This is a genomic window from Pseudomonas sp. DWRC2-2 (genome assembly GCF_049897885.1).
Classification (GTDB): Bacteria; Pseudomonadota; Gammaproteobacteria; order Pseudomonadales; family Pseudomonadaceae; genus Aquipseudomonas; species Aquipseudomonas azotoformans_A.
This window is the reverse complement of sequence record NZ_JAFCXD010000003.1, coordinates 329,680-347,410: the sequence shown is the minus strand read 5'-3', so window position 1 is coordinate 347,410 and position 17,731 is coordinate 329,680. Positions and strand designations below refer to the sequence as shown.

Below are 17,731 nucleotides of genomic sequence, written 5' to 3'. Positions count from 1 at the left end.
AGCATGGACATGCGCGCAGATGTGCTGATTGTCGGGGCCGGAATGGTCGGAAGCGCCCTGGCGCTGGCGTTGCAGGGCAGTGGCCTGCAGGTGCTGCTGCTCGACGGCAGCCCGCTGAGCGTCAAGCCGTTCGACCGCGAGGCCGCATTCGAACCTCGCGTGAGCGCCTTGTCGGCCGCCAGCCAGCGCATCCTCGAGCGCCTGGGCGTGTGGGACGGCATCGTCTCGCGCCGCGCCAGTCCTTACGGCGATATGCAGGTGTGGGATGGCAGCGGCACCGGGCAGATCCACTTTTCGGCGGCCAGCGTGCATGCCGAGGTGCTGGGGCATATCGTCGAGAACCGCGTGGTTCAGGATGCGCTGCTCGACCGTCTGCACGATTGCGACCTGGGCTTGCTGGCCAACGCACGCCTGGAACAGATGCGCCGTTCCGGCGATGACTGGCTGCTGACCCTGGCCGACGGCCGCACGCTGCGCGCGCCGCTGGTGGTGGCTGCCGATGGCGCCAACTCCGCTGTGCGCCGCCTGACCGGCACCGCCACCCGCGAATGGGATTACCTGCATAACGCCATCGTCACCAGCGTACGCAGCAGCCAGCCGCACCAACGTACGGCGTGGCAACGCTTTACCGACACCGGCCCGCTGGCATTCTTGCCGCTGATACGGGACGGGCAGGAAGATTGGTGTTCGATCGTCTGGTCGACCACGCCGGCTGAGTCCGAACGCTTGATGGCGCTGGATGATGAAAGCTTCTGCCGTGAGCTGGAGCGCGCCTTTGAAGGGCGGCTCGGCACCGTGCTGAGCGCCGACCCGCGCGTCTGCGTGCCACTGCGCCAGCGTCACGCCAAGCGCTATGTGGCCGAAGGCCTGGCGTTGATTGGCGACGCGGCGCACGTCATCCATCCCTTGGCGGGGCAGGGTGTGAACCTGGGTTTCCTGGATGCGGCGACACTGGCTGAAGTCTTGTTGTCTGCGACCGAGCGCGGCGAGCGCCTGGCCGATGTGAAAGTGCTGAGCCGCTACGAGCGTCGACGCATGCCGCACAACCTGGCATTGATGGCGGCAATGGAAGGGTTTGAGCGATTGTTCCAGGCCGATCAACTGCCGCTGCGCTGGTTGCGCAACGCCGGTTTGAAAATGGTCGACCAGATGCCCGAGGCCAAGGCCGTCTTTGTGCGCCAGGCGCTGGGTCTGAGCGGGGATCTGCCGGAGCTGGCCCAGCCCTGAAACAGTCGTGCAACATCTGGTAACGCCTCCACCGAGCGCTACCAAATGTGAGTCCTTATCATTTGCCCACTTTTTGCAAATGAGAGACCGCACCCATGTTGGCACCCAAGCGCCTCCTGACTGCCCTGGCACTCACCCTGATCGGCAGCACCACCGTGCAGGCCGCCGACGAAGTGGTGGTCTACTCCTCGCGCATCGACGAACTGATCAAACCGGTGTTCGACGCCTACACCAAGAAAACCGGCGTGCAGGTGAAGTTCATCACCGACAAGGAAGCCCCGCTGATGCAGCGCATCAAGGCCGAGGGCGAAAACGCCACCGCCGACCTGCTGCTCACCGTCGATGCCGGCAACCTCTGGCAGGCTGAGCAAATGGGCATCCTGCAACCGTTCACCTCTGAGGTGATCGACAAGAACATTCCCCTGCAATACCGCTCGTCCAAACACACCTGGACCGGCCTGAGCCTGCGCGCGCGGACCATCGCCTATTCCACTGACCGGGTAAAACCGGGTGACCTCACCACCTACGAAGCCTTGGCCGACAAGCAGTGGGAAGGCCGCCTGTGCCTGCGCACGGCGAAAAAGGTCTACAACCAGTCGCTGACCGCCACCCTGATCGAAACCCACGGTGCGGCCAAGACCGAAGAAATCGTCAAGGGCTGGGTCAACAACCTGTCCACCGACGTGTTCTCCGATGACATCGCTGTGCTGGAGGCCATCAATGCCGGGCAGTGCGACGTGGGCATCGTCAACACCTACTACTATGGCCGCCTGCACAAACAGAAGCCGGACCTGGCGGTAAAACTGTTCTGGCCGAACCAGGGCGACCGTGGCGTGCACGTGAACCTGTCGGGCATCGGCCTGACCCAACACGCACCGCACCCGGAAGCCGCCAAGGCACTGGTGGAGTGGATGACCACGCCTGAGGCGCAGAAGATCTTTGCCGACGTGAACCAGGAATTCCCGGCCAACCCGACCGTACCGCCGTCGGCAGAAGTGGCGACCTGGGGCAAGTTCGTGGCGGACACCTTGCCGGTGGAAGTGGCGGGCAAGCGCCAGGCCGAGGCGATCCGGTTGATGGATCGCGCTGGCTGGAACTAAATTTTTAAAACGCCGCAGATCGAAATGTGGGAGCGGGCTTGCTCGCGAAAGCGTCGTGTCAGTCGATACATGTGTGGCTGATACACTGCATTCGCAAGCAAGCCCGCTCCCACATTGGTTAGCGGCGCCTTGAAAATCTTTATTATTCTGAGAGTTTCTCATTGGCCCACCCCGCCCAACGCCGCTGGTACCTGCCGGTCTTCACCGTCGCTGCCCTGGTGCTGCTGCCGCTGAGCGTGCTGTTGCTGTCCTGGCAAAGCATCGATGCACAAATCTGGTCCCACCTCTGGGAAACCCAGATGCCGCGCCTGCTCGGCAACACCCTGACCCTGGTGTTGGGTGTCGGCGTCGGCGTGACCCTGCTGGGCGTGAGCCTGGCCTGGCTGACCAGCCTCTGCGAGTTCCCCGGCCGGCGCTGGCTCGATTGGGCGTTGATGCTGCCGTTTGCCATTCCCGCGTACGTTCTGGCTTTTGTGTTTGTCGGCTTGCTGGATTTCTCCGGCCCGGTGCAAACCCTGCTGCGCGAATGGTTTGGCAGTGGCTTGAGGCTGCCTCGGGTGCGTTCCACCAGCGGTGTGATTATCGTGCTGGTGCTGGTGTTCTATCCCTACGTTTATCTGCTGGCGCGCAGCGCATTCCTGGCCCAGGGCAAAGGCCTGATGGAAGCGGCGCGGGTGTTGGGGCAATCGCCGTGGCGCGCGTTCTGGCATGTGGCCCTGCCCATGGCGCGGCCGGCGATTGGGGCCGGGGTGGCGTTGGCATTGATGGAGACCCTGGCGGATTTTGGTGCGGTCTCGGTGTTCAACTTCGATACCTTCACCACCGCCATCTACAAGACCTGGTACGGCTTTTTCAGCTTGTCCAGCGCCGCCCAGTTGGCCAGCCTGTTGCTGTTGGTGGTGATGTTGGTGCTGTATGGCGAGCGGCGCGCACGGGGCGCCAGCCGACCGAGCAACGAGCGGCCACGGGGCAAGGCGCTGTATCACCTGCGCGGGTTCAAAGCGGCAGCGGCGAGTAGTTGGTGTGGGCTGGTGTTCGCCTGTGCCTTTGTGATTCCGATGCTGCAACTGGTTGCCTGGTTCTGGCAGCGCGGTCGCTTCGATCTGGATGAGCGCTACTCCGGCTTGATAGTTCACACGCTTTATCTGGGCGGGATTGCCGCCTTGATCACGGTCAGCGTGGCGCTGGTGCTTGCCTTCGCCAACCGGCTGGCACCGACGCGGGCGATCCGCTCCGGCATCAGCCTGGCCAATGTCGGTTATGCCTTGCCGGGTTCGGTGCTGGCGGTGTCGATCATGTTGGCGTTCAGCTATCTGGACCGTGAACTGGTGGTGCCGTTGTCCGGCTGGCTCGGCGGCGCGGGCAAGCCATTGCTGTTGGGCAGCCTGTCGGCGCTGGTGCTGGCGTATCTGGTGCGATTCCTGGCGGTGGCCTACGGGCCGCTGGAAAACAGCCTGGCGCGCATCCGGCCCTCGTTGCCAGAGGCAGCGCGCAGCCTTGGCGTCAGCGGCCCACGACTGTTTTGCAAAGTGTATCTGCCGTTGCTGCTGCCGGGGACCTTGAGCGCAGCGCTGTTGGTGTTCGTCGATATGCTCAAGGAAATGCCCGCGACCCTGCTGATGCGCCCGTTCGGCTGGGACACGCTGGCGGTGCGGATCTTTGAGATGACCAGTGAGGGCGAATGGGCACGCGCGTCTTTGCCCGCGTTGACACTGGTGCTGGTCGGCCTGTTACCGGTGATCGGGCTGATTCGACGCTCCGCCCGACAAATCGGTTAGGTGCCAGTCCTACAGCTTGCGGCTACAATGCGCGGCATTCGGTGCGCTTCGTCTTTCGGAGCGGGTCGCTGGGCGTGGCTGCAGGCCTTGTAATTCAAGGTGTTCAGCACGAACAGTAGCTCCGCGCACCTTCGCCACGCCCGGAAGGAGAAACCCATGGGACAGCGTACGCCTCTGTATGACCTGCATCTCGCCCTCGGCGCGAAAATGGTCGATTTTGGCGGTTGGGATATGCCTCTGCACTACGGCTCGCAAGTTGAAGAACACCATCAGGTGCGACGCGACTGCGGGGTGTTCGATGTATCTCATATGACCGTGATCGATGTCACCGGCCCCCAGGCCAAGGAATGGCTCCAGTACCTGCTGGCCAATGATGTCGAACGCCTGCATGGCTGCGGCCGTGCGTTGTACAGCGCCATGCTCAACGAAAAGGGCGGCGTGGTGGACGACATGATCGTCTACCGCACCGAGTCCGCTTATCGGCTGGTGGTGAATGCCGCCACCCGTGACCAGGACATGGCCTGGATGCATGCACAACTGGGCAATTACCAGGTGCAGCTGCATGAACGCCCTGAGCTGGCCATGCTCGCCATCCAAGGCCCCCACGCCCGGCAGAAGATTGCCGAGCTGGTGACCCAGTCGCGCAGCACGCTGATTCACCAGCTCAAACCCTTCGAAGGCCAGGCCGATGGCGATTGGTTTATCGCCCGCACGGGTTATACCGGCGAAGATGGCCTGGAGATTGTCCTGCCGGCCGATCAGGCGCCGGGCTTTTTCAACGACCTGGTAGGTGCCGGTATTTCCCCCATCGGCCTTGGCGCCCGCGATACCCTGCGCCTGGAGGCGGGCATGAACCTCTACGGTCAGGACATCCATCAGGACGTTTCGCCGTTGGCGTCGAACATGGCCTGGAGCATTGCCTGGGAGCCGGCCGAACGCAATTTCATCGGCCGCGCCGCGCTGGAAGCAGAAAAAGCGACGGGTGTGCAGTTCAAACTGGTCGGGCTGGTACTGGAAGAACGTGGGGTTTTACGTGCTCACCAGGTGGTTCGTATCGCCAATATTGGCGAAGGGGAGATCACCAGTGGTAGTTTCTCTCCTACGCTGAGCAAATCCATTGCCCTGGCGCGCGTACCGACGGCAACGGCTGATCGGGCCGAAGTGGAAATCCGCGGCAAGTGGTACCCGGTTCGAGTGGTCAAACCGACCTTCGTGCGCCATGGCAAAACCTTGATCTAACCTATTTCCGGCGGGCCAATGGCCGCTGACATTACTTCTTGAGGACACAGATTATGAGCGATATCCCTGCCGACCTGCGTTTTGCCGAAAGCCACGAATGGGCACGCCTGGAAGCTGACGGCACCGTGACCGTCGGTATTTCCGACCATGCTCAGGAAGCGTTGGGTGATGTGGTGTTTGTCGAGCTGGCCGAAGTGGGCGCGCAGTTTGACGCTGCCGGCCAAGCGGGTGTGGTTGAGTCGGTCAAGGCCGCCTCGGACATCTACGCTCCGGTTGCAGGCGAAGTGATTGCCGTCAATGAAGAGCTGAGCGGTAGCCCTGAGCTGCTGAACTCCGATCCGTACGGCGCGTGGATCTTCAAGCTCAAGCCGAGCAACCCGGCTGATCTGGAAAAACTGCTGGATGCTGCTGGCTACAAAGCCGCCATCGGCGAGTGATCCTGTTGCGGGAGCCGGTTATCCGGCTCCCGCAATGTGTTTTCAGCGCTGTAGAACCGCCTTCACTGCCGCTACCGACCGCTCCACATCCGCCTCCGTCATCGCCGTGAACATCGGCAACGACACGATCAAACGACCGACCTTTTCTGCCACCGGGAACATGCCTTCCTTGAAGCCCTGTGCCCGATAAAGACTCAGCAGGTGGATCGGCGGGTAGTGATAGCCAATGCCGACGCCGTGGGCCTGCATCTGCTCCATGAAGGTGGCGCGGGCCGGCAGGCCGTCCTGGCGCTCTGGTAGCACCAGTTGGAACAGGTGCCAGTTGCTGTTTTCGAAGTCGGCCGGTGGCAGTTGTGCGCCGTACAACGCTTCAAAATCACTGCCAAAGCACTTGAAGTAGTGCCGCGCCAGGTTCTGGCGATGCGCGGTGATCTTCTCGATATGGGCAAACTGCCCCAGGCCAATGGCGGCGGCGATGTCGGTCATATTGAACTTGCCGCCCAGCACATCTACATCCAAGCCATCGAAGCCGGTGCGGGTGACGCCTTGCAGGCGATACTTCTCGGCCAGACGCGCTTCTTCGGCATTGTTCAACACCAGGCAACCGCCCTCTGAGGAGGTGATGTTCTTGTTGGCCTGGAGACTGAACGACACGAAATCACCGGTGGCGCCGATGCGCTCGCCATCCCAGCTCGAACCCAATGCCTGGGCCGCGTCCTCGACGATACGCAGGTTGTACTTGTTTGCCAGTGCGTACAGCATCGGCATGTCCAGGGGCAGACCGGCCAGGTAAACCGGGATGATCGCCTTGGTGCGCGGGGTAATCGCGGCTTCCACCTGAGCCAGGTCGATGTTGCGGGTGACCGGGTCGATATCGGCAAACACCGGCGTGGCGCCGACTTCCAGGATCACGTTGGCCGTGGCCACCCAGGAGATCGGTGTGGTGATGACTTCATCACCCGGCCCGATGCCGGCAATGCGCAAGGCAATCTCCATGGTGCAGGTGCCCGAGTTGAAGGTGCGCACCGGCCTGCCGCCAAAGTATTCCGACAGCTGAGCCTCGAATGCCTGCACTTTCGGCCCGCTGGTGATCCAGCCCGAGCGCAGTACATCGCCGACCGCCGAGATGGTGGCTTCATCGATGGTGGGTTTGGAGAACGGCAGGAAGGGCTGTTGGCTCATGACGACGAAGGCATCCGTTTCAGATTGGCGATGAGTAAGCGATCAGTACCGGTATGGTTGCACGGTGTGACTGAATATAGCCTGTCGCCTGTGAATGAATCGTCAGTGTTTAAGTAAGAAATGCCGCTTCAACAGCGACATTCTCTACGGGCTTTAGAAGGCGTAGCGCGCTTCCAAGAACACATTTTGTTCCTTGAACTTGCCTTTGAGTTGTTCATCCCTGGCGTTCACACGGTTTGCGAAGGTGTTGTAGCCGGTTTCAACATCGCCCATGGCGATATATCGATAACCAGCCCCCAGTGTGATTTGCTCACTGACCTTGGCTTCCAGCCCCATGCCTACGCTGTAGGCAAAGTTGTGTTGGCGATTATTGGCAAAGCGGCGGGTCTCGTTGGTTTGATAGCCTTCGGCTTCAATGCGAGCGACACCCACACCGGCCATGCCGTAGAACGATAACCATGGGGTGATCGGGATGTCTTTATAGCCATTGAGCATCAAGCGTTGGCTCTGGACCTGCATGTTGTTGACGTTGGCATTGAAGGGGGCCCAGTAGGATTTGAATGTCGAGTTGTTCGGCATTGTGTATTCCCCTTCCAGGCGCCAGCCATTCTCAAAGGCGTAACCTGCGGCGAAAGAGGCTACGAATGACTTGGTGCTATCTGGGGCGTCCACTCGTTCAGTCACACGAGGGCTGGTGAGCAGCGAGCTGGAAAGGTTCTGGCGGGCGTTGTTGAATTTTGCTGATCCGTACCAGCTTTCTGCATGGGAGTAGGAGGTCGAAAATGCAGAGAGCAACAGTACGTAGGCAATCTTGTGCATGGGCAGTGCTCCGCTTTATTTAAAAAGGAACCCTTAGCTTGTTGCCCAGCAGGATGAGGCTCGACAGGACTTCTCTGTACTCAACATTGAAAGCAGGAACCTATGCGTAGTACTCAACGGCGATAGCTGTAGGAACTCAAGACAAAAAAATGCCGCTGTTCAAAGCGGCATTTTTTATCGAGCCCGAGTTATTCGGTAACGGCGTTTTTCGCGAGGATGGCGTTGGCCAGCTCCATATCCGTGGCTTGCAGGCCAGGGTTATCGGCGCGGACTTTCTGCATTGCGGCTTCCAGGTACGGGCCACGGATGCCGCCATCGCTGGCAACAAAGCTGCCTGCGTCGTCTTGCGCGGCGACCACCAGCTTATGGTCCTTGAACGTCAGGTACGTCGAGCCGGTAGTGGCGCCGGACGAGATGACGTTGCGCCAGAAACTGTCGGCCATGGCTGAACCGACAGGGAGAGAAAGCACAGCAAGGGTTGCGACAGCATATTTAAGACGCATGATGGGTGACTCCGGGTGGGTTATCTGTACTTTATGATTGTAGTTAGTCCAACCGAGTTCCATCACTGACTAAACAGTTTCAACCCTTAACACCACACCTTCCTGGCCAACTACCCGGACTTGAGCGCCTACGGGGCTGTCCGGGCCAGTGACCATCCACACGCCGTCACCGACTTTTACCTTGCCCCGGCCATCTACAATCGCTTGATGCACCATGAAGGTGCGGCCGATCAGTTCCGAGCCGCGCTCGTTCAGCCCCGGCTGGTCGCTGACCTTGGCACTGCTGCGCTGGCGCTTCCACCAATAGACGGCTGTGACGATCGACAGCACAGCAAACAGTAGCAGTTGCCACTCGAGCCCCAAGGGTGGCACCAAAAACTTGATCACCCCTACGGCCGCCGCCGCGATGCCCATCCACAACAGGTAACCGCCGGCGCCGAATACCTCAAGGATCAACAACACCGTACCCAGCGCCAGCCAATCCCAAAACGACAGATGCTGCAGGAAATCCCACATGGTGCTGGCCTCAGCCTTTCTTGTTGTCGAACGTTGCCTTGACGATTTCGCCGATACCGCCGACGGCACCGATCACCTGGCTGGCTTCCAGCGGCATCAGGATGACCTTGCTGTTGTTGGCCGATGCCAGCTTGCCCAGCGCATCGATGTATTTCTGCGCGACGAAGTAATTGACCGCCTGCACGTTGCCCGACGCAATCGCTTCCGACACCACCTGGGTCGCGCGGGCTTCTGCTTCGGCCTGACGCTCACGGGCTTCGGACTCAAGGAATGCAGCCTGTCGGCTACCTTCTGCCTCAAGAATCTGCGCCTGCTTCTTGCCTTCGGCGGTCAGGATCGCGGAGGCGCGCAAGCCTTCAGCCTCTAGGATTTGCGCACGCTTGATCCGTTCGGCTTTCATCTGGCCCGACATAGCGGCCATCAGGTCGGCAGGTGGGCTGATGTCCTTGATCTCGATACGGGTGATCTTGATGCCCCATGGCGCGGTGGCTTCGTCCACGGTTTTCAGCAGTTTCTCGTTGATGCCGTCACGCTGGCTGAGCATGGCATCCAGCTCCATGGAACCGAGCACGGTACGGATGTTGGTTTGCAGCAGGTTGCGGATGGCGTGTTCGAGGTTGTTGACCTCGTACGCGGCCTGGGCGGTATTGACCACCTGGAAGAAGCACACGGCGTCGATCTGCACGGTGGCGTTGTCGGCGGTGATGACTTCCTGGGGCGGGATATCCAGCACGCTTTCCATCACGTTGATCTTGCGACCGATGCGGTCCATGACCGGGATGATGATGTTCAGGCCAGGCTTGAGGGTGTTGGTGTAGCGGCCGAAACGCTCGACTGTCCACTGGTAACCCTGGGGGACGACCTTGAAGCCCATGAACAGGATGGCGATGGCCAAGCCCACGAAAAGAAGCAGTACGGTTCCGATCTGCATAGCGATTCCCTATCTGAATGTGTCAGTGAAACGACGTTGGTCCGATTGTAACGGTGTTGTCACCGATAAGAACGGTTTCACTGCTGATCAAACAAAGGATTTGTTACGGAATCCCCAGGCGTTACTCGTAATACTTCCGCCATCGTGGTCTGCCCCGCCTCGACCTTTTGCAGGCCGGCCATGCGCAGGCTGCACATGCCTTGGGCAATCGCCGCCTGGCGCAAGGCCTGTACATCGGCGCCGGGCGTGATCAGCGTCTTGAGCGCTTCGTTGAGCACCATGACTTCGTACACACCGGCTCGGCCCCGATAACCGCTGTGTCGACATTCCACGCATCCGACCGCCTCGTGGACCCCAGCTAGCGTCCGCTTGCAGTGAGGACATAAAACCCGTACCAACCGCTGTGCCATCACCCCCAATAATGTGGCCTTGATCAAATAGTGAGCAATGCCCAGTTCCTGCAAGCGGCTGATGGCGCTGGGCGCGTCGTTGGTATGTAAGGTCGACAGCACCAGATGCCCGGTCAGTGCGGCCTGGATCGCCATCTCGGCGGTCTCCTGGTCGCGGATCTCGCCAATCATGATGATGTCCGGATCCTGGCGCAGCAGGGCGCGGATGCCGCTGGCGAAGGTCAGGTCGATGTTGTGCTGCACCTGCATCTGGTTGAACGCCGGTTCGACCATCTCGACCGGATCCTCCACGGTGCACAGGTTGACCTCCCGGGTCGCCAGTTGCCTAAGCGTGGTGTAGAGCGTGCTGGTCTTGCCTGACCCGGTCGGGCCGGTCACCAGAATGATGCCGTGGGTCTGGCGCGTCATGGATTGCCAGCGTTGCTGGTCATCAGCCGACAAACCCAACTGGTCAAAGCCCTTGAGCAGCACCTGCGGGTCGAAAATCCGCATCACCAGCTTCTCGCCAAACGCCGTGGGCAAGGTGGAAAGGCGCAGTTCAACTTCCGCGCCCGTCGGGCTTTTGGTCTTGACCCGGCCGTCCTGGGGCCGGCGTTTTTCTGCCACGTTCATGCGACCCAGGCTTTTCAGGCGGCTGACCACCGCCATCGTCACCTGGGGTGGAAATTGATAGACGTCGTGCAGCAGCCCGTCGATGCGAAACCGCACACGCCCCTGCTCACGGCAGGGCTCGATATGGATATCGCTGGCGCGCTGGGCGAACGCGTATTGCAGTAGCCAATCGACGATATTGACGATGTGCGCGTCGTTGGCATCCGGCTCCTGGTCGCTGGCGCCCAGGTTGAGCAGGTCGACATTGCCAGGTGCCGCGACCTTTTGATCGGCGCCGCTGACGGACTTCGCCAGCCGGTAGAACTCACCGATGCAGCGCGTAATGTCCTGGGGATTGGCGACCACGCGCGTGATCGAACGCTTGAGCACCTGCGAGAGCCCGGCTTCCCAACTGGTGACATGGGGCTGGGCGCTGGCGACCGTGACGGTTTGCGCATCCACCGCCACCGCGAGGATGGCGTGACGCTGGGCGAATGCGTGGGACATCAACGGCACCACCGTTGCCACGTCGATCTTCAACGGATCGATGCGCAGATAAGGTTGCCCGGCCTGTTGGGCGAGCCATTCGGTCAGGGTTTCCAGGCACGGGCCTTGGGCTGCGATGCTCTCCAGTGGGTGCTGGGTGTTGCTGGCCGGCAGTGCCGACAAGCGTTGGGCGAGTTCAGGCGTGATCAGCCGCCCTTCGACCAAAGCCGGCAACAGCTGATTCAGTTCCAATCGTTGATCAACCGGCATGAAGGTTTTCCTGGGGGGCAGTGGGTGTAAATCCCAGGCTAGCCAGCCGATGAATATCTGCCTCCCAGCGTGTATTGCAGGCTTTTACTGGGCGACCGCCACCACGGCTTGAGGCCCCATGGAGTCAGCCGACCACATATCCAGCGTGCACACGCTGATCAGGTTTCGAATCTTTTCACCGATCACTTGGGCGCGGTGCCAGCTCAGACCATCCATCACGATGTCGATGTTCAGCACGTCATCTTCCCGATTCACCGTGACCTGTCGCGGCGTGAGGAATTGCAGCGCGAAATAGTTGAGGACCCGGCATAACAGATCAGGCTCCGCCTCGGCGACGATCCGGTAGTGCGCCTGGCAGTGAACGCTGGTGACGGCCCACGCATCGACGCGGGTAACAGTGTGAGTGGTTTCGACGGCGTGCATGGGAAAGCTCCAGATTCGACTGAAGGAATTTTTACATTCGCCAACAGAGATTTCTTATCTAAAATGAGCCTGTTTCGGATTTAATCGAATTGATCAATTCAAAATAAGCGTTATTAAAGGAATTTGTATGCACAGCGAGTTGGACGTCTACGACCGCCGTATCCTGGCCCTGCTGCAAGAGGACGCCTCGCTGTCGAGTGCGCAGATCGCCGAGCAGGTCGGTTTATCCCAGTCACCGTGCTGGCGGCGTATTCAACGTCTCAAGGAGGAGGGGGTGATTCGCGGTCAGGTGACGTTGCTGGACCGCAAGAAGATCGGCCTCAACACGCAGATTTTCGCCGAGGTCAAACTCAACGCCCACGGCCGCTCCAACTTCACCGAGTTCACCGACGCGATTCGCGGGTTTCCGGAAGTGCTGGAGTGTTATGTGTTGATGGGGGCGGTGGATTTTCTGCTGCGCATCGTCACCTCGGACATCGAGGCGTATGAGCGGTTTTTCTTCGAGAAGTTGTCGATGGTGCCGGGGATTCAGGAGGTCAATTCGATTGTGGCGTTGTCGGAGATCAAGTCCACCACCAGCCTGCCAGTATTGCGCTGACAGGCTGGAGACAGCGGTTTTACAGACGCAGCAGCGTCTTCCACGCCCGATTCTGATACACCGCAATCGCTTGATGCATCCGCGCATCCAGCGACTCATCGGTGATCGGCTGGTTGGCCAGTTGCGCCAACTTGTTCAGCTCGCCGTACAAACGGTCCAGCTCCGGGATGTCGACCACCTGACGTGCATGGTGCAACCAGGCTTGGATGCGTTCGATGCGCGGCAACTGCTCGGCCAGGTCTTCCGGCTGTTGCTGGTAACGCGGCAGTTGCAGGGCGACGGCATCGTCGGCCAGCAGGCGTGGCAGCCAGTTGGTGATTTGCGCAGCGCCTTGGCGGTTGCCACGCACGTTGCGGTCGGCGGTCCAGGTACGGGCCATCAGCCAGCGCGAAGCGTTCAGTGAGAACAGGCCCCAGCGCACGTCTTCCAGTTCTTCGGCGAATTGTTCCGGTGCGGCTTTGCGAATGTCTTCGTCGTCGTCACCGGCTTGCACCAGTGGGCGCCAGTCTTCCAACAGGGCATCCAGTGCGCTGCGCAGTTCGCTGGTGGATTGGCGTGGCGCGGCTTGGCCGAGGCTGCCGATCAGGGCGCGCAGTTCGCCAAGGTTGTCGACCCAGTCTTGCAGCAGGCGCCAATGGCCATTAAAACGGTATTGCTCAGCCAGGCGCTGGCTGCTGCCCAGCAGGTGCCACATGATGGCGGCGAAGGCGTCGTCCAGCGGCATTTCAGCGTGGATCTGCGGCGCCGGCAGGCTCAGGGAATAGCTGCTGGCGTCGTACAGGCGGTAGCCGCGCTCGGCCTTGCTGATATCGCACGGCATCAGGGCCAGGGTGGCGGCCAGTTCGGCGGCCAACTCCAGCAGTGCAGCTGGTTCGCCTTCGCGCAGTTCCAGTTCCAGCTCGCAGATTTCTTCTTTTTGCTTGCCGACCACCACGTGGCCCAGGTCCAGGGCGGCCTCGATGACCACCTTGGCCTTGCCACGGCCCCAGGCGATTTCGGCGCGTTCACGCACGAAGTCGGTGGTGAAGATCGGCTTGAGGGTCTTTTTGTCCAGCTCGGCCAGTTGCTCGGGCCAGCATTCGCCGTCGAGTTTCTTCACGTCGAGCTTGGCTTTGGGCAATTCCCAATTGTACTCGTTGCGTTCCGACAAGCCGGCGACGCTTTGGCCACGGGTCTTGAGGGTCTGGATGACGTCGTCACCGTCCTTGCGCAGGCGCAGGGCGACTTTGGCCTGGGCCAGGTCGCGCTCGGGGGTGTCGAAATACTGGTTCATCAACTCACGGCGTTCCCAGCCACTTTTGTTGCGTTTTTTCAGCAGCGGGTGCTCACGCAGCGCGGCGAGGGTCTCGCGGCTGACGCGAAGCTTGATTTCAGTTTCTTTTTGCATGGCCGGTACATCCAGGATCGGGAGCGCAGCCGGGGAAAAGAGTGGCTGCCAAGGTCGTGCAGTGTACAGGACTGAGCCCGGCAACGTGCCGCAACGGTTTATTGTGTCGTGCAGATGGCTCTATAGTGGGGCTCATCCGGGAAGTCGAGAGGCCGCGCATGCCATTACCGTCCATGAAAGAGCAGTTCGCCGCGCTGATTGCCGCGCCGTCGGTCAGTTGCACCCAGGCCTCTCTCGACCAGACCAACCGCCCGGTGATCGACTTGCTCGCCGGTTGGCTGGGCGACCTGGGTTTTGCTATCGACATCCAACACGTCAGTCCCGGCAAGTTCAACCTTCTGGCCAGTTACGGCAGCGGCCCCGGCGGGCTGGTGCTGGCAGGGCATAGTGATACCGTTCCCTATGACGCCGCGTTGTGGAAGACCGATCCGCTCAAGCTGACGGAAGTCGACGGTCGTTGGGTAGGATTGGGCAGCTGTGACATGAAGGGCTTTTTCGCCCTGGCCATCGAAGCTGTACTGCCGTTGCTGGACCAGCCGTTCAAGCAGCCGCTGTTGATCCTCGCCACCTGCGATGAAGAAAGCTCCATGTCCGGCGCCCGCGCATTGGCCGAAGCAGGGCGCCCGCTGGGCCGCGCAGCGGTGATTGGCGAGCCGACCGGGCTCAAGCCGATCCGCTTGCACAAAGGCGTAATGATGGAGCGCATCGACATCCTCGGCCAAAGCGGCCATTCGTCGGATCCCAGCCTGGGCCACAGCGCTCTTGAAGCCATGCACGACGCCATTGGCGAACTGCGTGGCTTGCGCCTGGCCTGGCAGCGCGAATACCGCAACCCGCAGTTCAGCGTGCCGCAGCCGACCCTGAATTTTGGCTGCATCCACGGTGGCGACAACCCCAACCGCATCTGCGGCCAGTGTTCCCTGGAGTTCGACCTGCGGCCGCTGCCGGGCATGGACCCGCAAGTACTGCGCGACGCTATCCGGCAGAAGCTCGTGCCCTTGGCCGAGCGCCATCAGGTCAAGATTGATTACGCGCCGCTATTCCCCGAGGTACCACCTTTCGAGCAGCCCGAAGATGCCGAACTGGTGCGGGTGGCGGAACGATTGACCGGCCATCGTGCCGAAGCAGTAGCGTTCGGCACCGAAGCGCCTTATCTTCAGCGCCTTGGGTGTGAAACCCTGGTGCTCGGCCCTGGCGATATCGCCTGCGCCCACCAACCGGGCGAGTACCTCGAAATGTCACGCTTGACGCCTACAGTGCGTCTATTGCGGGAACTGATCGAACATTACTGCCTGAAACCTGCATAAATTAACCCCAACCTGTTCGTACATAGAAAGGAGAGTGAGCGTGTCGCCAAGCCTGTTCCGACGATAACCATCAGCCCGCTGTGCGCTTTCACGATTCATCCTTTTTCGGCTGCTTTTTATTACAGGCCCAGGTTTTATGCCCGACTACGTTAATTGGCTTCGTCACGCGTCCCCTTACATCAACGCCCATCGCGACTGCACCTTTGTGGTCATGCTGCCTGGCGACGGTGTAGAGCATCCCAACTTCGGCAATATCGTCCACGACCTGGTGCTGCTGCACAGCCTGGGCGTGCGCTTGGTGCTGGTCCACGGTTCGCGCCCACAGATCGAAGTGCGCCTTGAAGCACGTGGCCTGATCCCGACTTATCACGAAGGCATGCGCATCACCGATGCGGCGACGCTGGAGTGTGTGATCGACGCGGTCGGCCACCTGCGCATCGCCATTGAAGCGCGCCTGTCGATGGACATGGCCTCGTCGCCGATGCAGGGCTCGCGCCTGCGGGTAACCAGCGGTAATTTCGTGACCGCACGCCCCATTGGTGTATTGGACGGTGTGGACTACCACCACACCGGCGAAGTGCGCCGTGTCGATCGCAAGGGCATTAACCGCCTGTTGGACGAACGCTCCATCGTATTGCTGTCGCCGTTGGGCTACTCGCCGACCGGTGAGATCTTCAACCTGGCCTGCGAAGACGTTGCCACCCGCGCGGCTATCGACCTGGGCGCCGACAAGCTGCTGCTGTTTGGCGCAGACATGGGCCTGATCGATGAAAACGGTCGCTTGGTCCGTGAGCTGCGCCCACAACAAGTGCCGGCTCACTTGCAACGCCTGGGCAGCAGCAACTATCAGGCTGAACTGCTCGATGCGGCCGCCGAAGCGTGCCGGGGTGGGGTAGGGCGCAGTCATATTGTCAGCTACGCCGAAGATGGTGCCCTGCTCACCGAACTGTTCACTCGCGACGGCGGCGGTACGCTGGTAGCCCAGGAACAATTCGAGCAGGTGCGCGAAGCCGCGATTGAAGACGTGGGTGGGTTGCTCGACCTGATCAGCCCGTTGGAAGAGCAGGGCATCCTGGTGCGCCGTTCGCGGGAAGTGCTCGAGCGTGAGATCGAGCAGTTCAGCGTGGTGGAGCGCGAAGGCATGATCATCGCCTGTGCGGCGCTGTACCAGATCGCGGATTCGGACGCCGGTGAGCTGGCGTGCCTGGCGGTGAACCCGGAATACCGTCATGGCGCGCGTGGCGATGTGTTGCTGGAGCGTATCCAGGCCCGTGCCCGTGCGCAGGGGTTGAAGACCTTGTTTGTCCTCACCACCCGTACCGCCCACTGGTTCCGTGAGCGGGGGTTTGTGCCGAGCAGCGTGGATCGCCTGCCGTCGGCCCGGGCCTCGCTGTATAACTATCAGCGTAATTCGAAGATTTTCGAGAAGGCCCTGTAACACTCCATTCTGTAGGCGCCATCCTGGCGCCTACAGATGTCAGGGCTTGATGAATTTTTCAGTCACAAAGGCCGAATAGTCCGGCAACACCGCTTCAACCTTTCCCTGTTCCTTCAAGAACTTCGCCGTCTCCCCAATCGCCTTTGCCGTACCGCCTTTGAGCAGCGCATCAGTTTGCTGTGCCTGGGCATCGGGGAAGGTGGTGCCGGCCAACAGCTCCGGAATGTCGGCAGCATTCGAGCCTGTCAGTTTCGCGATTTTCTGCACCGGCTCGGAATCCACCGTCCAACCGTCTTTATGGGCCGCATACTCGGCAAACGAATCCAGGGTGACCTTGGCAAACTTGGCCACTACGTCAGGATGTTTTTCCGCGAAATCCTTACGCGCCACCCACACCTCAAACGTTGGTGCGCCCCACTGACCCACCTGGGCCGCATCTGTCAGCGTCTTGCCGGTCTTGCGGATTTCGCCCAAAGCCGGCGACCACACGAAGGCACCGTCGATATCGCCGCGTTTCCACGCGGCGGCAATTTCGGCTGGCTGCAGGTTCACCACCTTGACCTGCTTGGTGTCCAGTCCCCAGTGCTTCAGCGCGCCGAGCAGGCTGTAATGAGAGGTTGAGACGAATGGCGTGGCGATGGTTTTGCCGATCAGATCCTTGGGTGCGTCAATGTGGCTGCCGTTACGCACCACCAGAGCTTCAGAAGTATTGATCTGGGCCGATACGATGAACGCGACGATGGGTAGATTCCGTGAAGCCGCCGCCGCAAGGGGGCTGGAACCGAGGTTGCCGATCTGTACATCGCCGGAGGCAATGGCGGTGACGACCTCCGGCCCACTGTTGAACCGGCGCCAGGCGATTTTTCCCCCGATGGCCTTCTCATAGAGGCCGTCGGCCTGTGGGACTTTGCTGGGGTCAATGCCGGTTTGATAGCCGACGGTTAAATCGGCGGCTTTGACACCAAAAGAAAGTATTAGTGACACAAAAACTGTAACAAATTGACGGGAGGATGTGCGTTTGGCCATGATGGCGTCGCCTTTTTGATCGTGGGTGACGTATGCAACAGTACGGCCACACTAATCGATCTA

At 60.6% G+C, this 17,731-nt stretch carries 17 protein-coding genes; 8 read left to right on the top strand and 9 right to left on the bottom strand.

Annotated elements, in window-relative coordinates:
- The first annotated feature begins 9 nt into the window (after positions 1–9).
- From ACP7EW_RS16910 to gcvH, 5 genes are all read left to right on the top strand, one after another.
- Complete coding sequence (locus ACP7EW_RS16910; RefSeq protein WP_426218854.1) at positions 10–1,227, top strand: 2-octaprenyl-3-methyl-6-methoxy-1,4-benzoquinol hydroxylase; 1,218 nt, start codon at positions 10–12, stop codon at positions 1,225–1,227.
- A gap of 95 nt (positions 1,228–1,322) precedes the next feature.
- The gene (locus ACP7EW_RS16905; protein WP_426218469.1) at positions 1,323–2,327 is read left to right on the top strand and encodes an extracellular solute-binding protein; all 1,005 of its coding nucleotides are present in this window, start codon (positions 1,323–1,325) and stop codon (positions 2,325–2,327) included.
- Between the two features lie 161 nt (positions 2,328–2,488).
- Positions 2,489–4,105, top strand: coding sequence for an ABC transporter permease (locus ACP7EW_RS16900; RefSeq protein ID WP_426218467.1), 1,617 nt, complete (start codon positions 2,489–2,491; stop codon positions 4,103–4,105).
- A gap of 156 nt (positions 4,106–4,261) precedes the next feature.
- Positions 4,262–5,344 (top strand): glycine cleavage system aminomethyltransferase GcvT, encoded by a 1,083-nt coding sequence (gene gcvT, locus ACP7EW_RS16895; RefSeq protein WP_426218465.1) that lies wholly within the window; start codon positions 4,262–4,264, stop codon positions 5,342–5,344.
- A 53-nt stretch (positions 5,345–5,397) separates the two neighbouring features.
- The gene (gene gcvH / locus ACP7EW_RS16890; protein WP_033897550.1) at positions 5,398–5,781 is read left to right on the top strand and encodes a glycine cleavage system protein GcvH; all 384 of its coding nucleotides are present in this window, start codon (positions 5,398–5,400) and stop codon (positions 5,779–5,781) included.
- A gap of 42 nt (positions 5,782–5,823) precedes the next feature.
- Here the strand turns inward: gcvH and ACP7EW_RS16885 are convergent, their stop codons facing one another.
- The 7 genes from ACP7EW_RS16885 to ACP7EW_RS16855 all read right to left on the bottom strand — a co-directional run bounded on the left by ACP7EW_RS16885 (position 5,824) and on the right by ACP7EW_RS16855 (position 11,912).
- A complete protein-coding gene (locus ACP7EW_RS16885; protein ID WP_426218463.1) occupies positions 5,824–6,963 on the bottom strand; it encodes a DegT/DnrJ/EryC1/StrS family aminotransferase in 1,140 nt (379 codons plus the stop codon).
- Positions 6,964–7,116: 153 nt separating this feature from the next.
- The gene (locus tag ACP7EW_RS16880; RefSeq protein ID WP_426218461.1) at positions 7,117–7,782 is read right to left on the bottom strand and encodes an outer membrane protein; all 666 of its coding nucleotides are present in this window, start codon (positions 7,780–7,782) and stop codon (positions 7,117–7,119) included.
- A gap of 188 nt (positions 7,783–7,970) precedes the next feature.
- A complete protein-coding gene (locus ACP7EW_RS16875; RefSeq protein ID WP_003176799.1) occupies positions 7,971–8,285 on the bottom strand; it encodes a DUF2388 domain-containing protein in 315 nt (104 codons plus the stop codon).
- A 69-nt stretch (positions 8,286–8,354) separates the two neighbouring features.
- On the bottom strand, positions 8,355–8,801 hold the full coding sequence (locus tag ACP7EW_RS16870; RefSeq protein ID WP_426218459.1) for an NfeD family protein: 447 nt from the start codon (positions 8,799–8,801) through the stop codon (positions 8,355–8,357).
- A gap of 10 nt (positions 8,802–8,811) precedes the next feature.
- On the bottom strand, positions 8,812–9,732 hold the full coding sequence (locus tag ACP7EW_RS16865) for an SPFH domain-containing protein (RefSeq protein ID WP_010207363.1): 921 nt from the start codon (positions 9,730–9,732) through the stop codon (positions 8,812–8,814).
- Positions 9,733–9,809: 77 nt separating this feature from the next.
- On the bottom strand, positions 9,810–11,489 hold the full coding sequence (locus tag ACP7EW_RS16860; protein WP_426218457.1) for a GspE/PulE family protein: 1,680 nt from the start codon (positions 11,487–11,489) through the stop codon (positions 9,810–9,812).
- An 84-nt stretch (positions 11,490–11,573) separates the two neighbouring features.
- Positions 11,574–11,912: a hypothetical protein gene (locus ACP7EW_RS16855; RefSeq protein WP_426218455.1), complete on the bottom strand. Its 339-nt coding sequence runs from the start codon at positions 11,910–11,912 to the stop codon at positions 11,574–11,576.
- A 127-nt stretch (positions 11,913–12,039) separates the two neighbouring features.
- Between ACP7EW_RS16855 and ACP7EW_RS16850 the strand changes: the two genes are divergently transcribed.
- Positions 12,040–12,510, top strand: coding sequence for an Lrp/AsnC family transcriptional regulator (locus tag ACP7EW_RS16850; protein ID WP_033897555.1), 471 nt, complete (start codon positions 12,040–12,042; stop codon positions 12,508–12,510).
- A gap of 19 nt (positions 12,511–12,529) precedes the next feature.
- Here ACP7EW_RS16850 and ACP7EW_RS16845 read toward each other — a convergent pair whose 3' ends face one another.
- Positions 12,530–13,897, bottom strand: coding sequence for an inorganic triphosphatase (locus tag ACP7EW_RS16845; protein WP_426218453.1), 1,368 nt, complete (start codon positions 13,895–13,897; stop codon positions 12,530–12,532).
- A 158-nt stretch (positions 13,898–14,055) separates the two neighbouring features.
- Here ACP7EW_RS16845 and argE point away from each other — a divergent pair, with 158 nt between their 5' ends.
- Together argE and argA are read left to right on the top strand one after the other, a co-directional pair.
- Complete coding sequence (argE, locus tag ACP7EW_RS16840) at positions 14,056–15,204, top strand: acetylornithine deacetylase (protein ID WP_426218451.1); 1,149 nt, start codon at positions 14,056–14,058, stop codon at positions 15,202–15,204.
- A 136-nt stretch (positions 15,205–15,340) separates the two neighbouring features.
- On the top strand, positions 15,341–16,642 hold the full coding sequence (gene argA, locus ACP7EW_RS16835; protein WP_016978985.1) for an amino-acid N-acetyltransferase: 1,302 nt from the start codon (positions 15,341–15,343) through the stop codon (positions 16,640–16,642).
- 39 nt (positions 16,643–16,681) lie between these two features.
- Here the strand turns inward: argA and tauA are convergent, their stop codons facing one another.
- A complete protein-coding gene (gene tauA / locus ACP7EW_RS16830) occupies positions 16,682–17,668 on the bottom strand; it encodes a taurine ABC transporter substrate-binding protein (RefSeq protein WP_426218449.1) in 987 nt (328 codons plus the stop codon).
- Between the last annotated feature and the right edge of the window lie 63 nt (positions 17,669–17,731).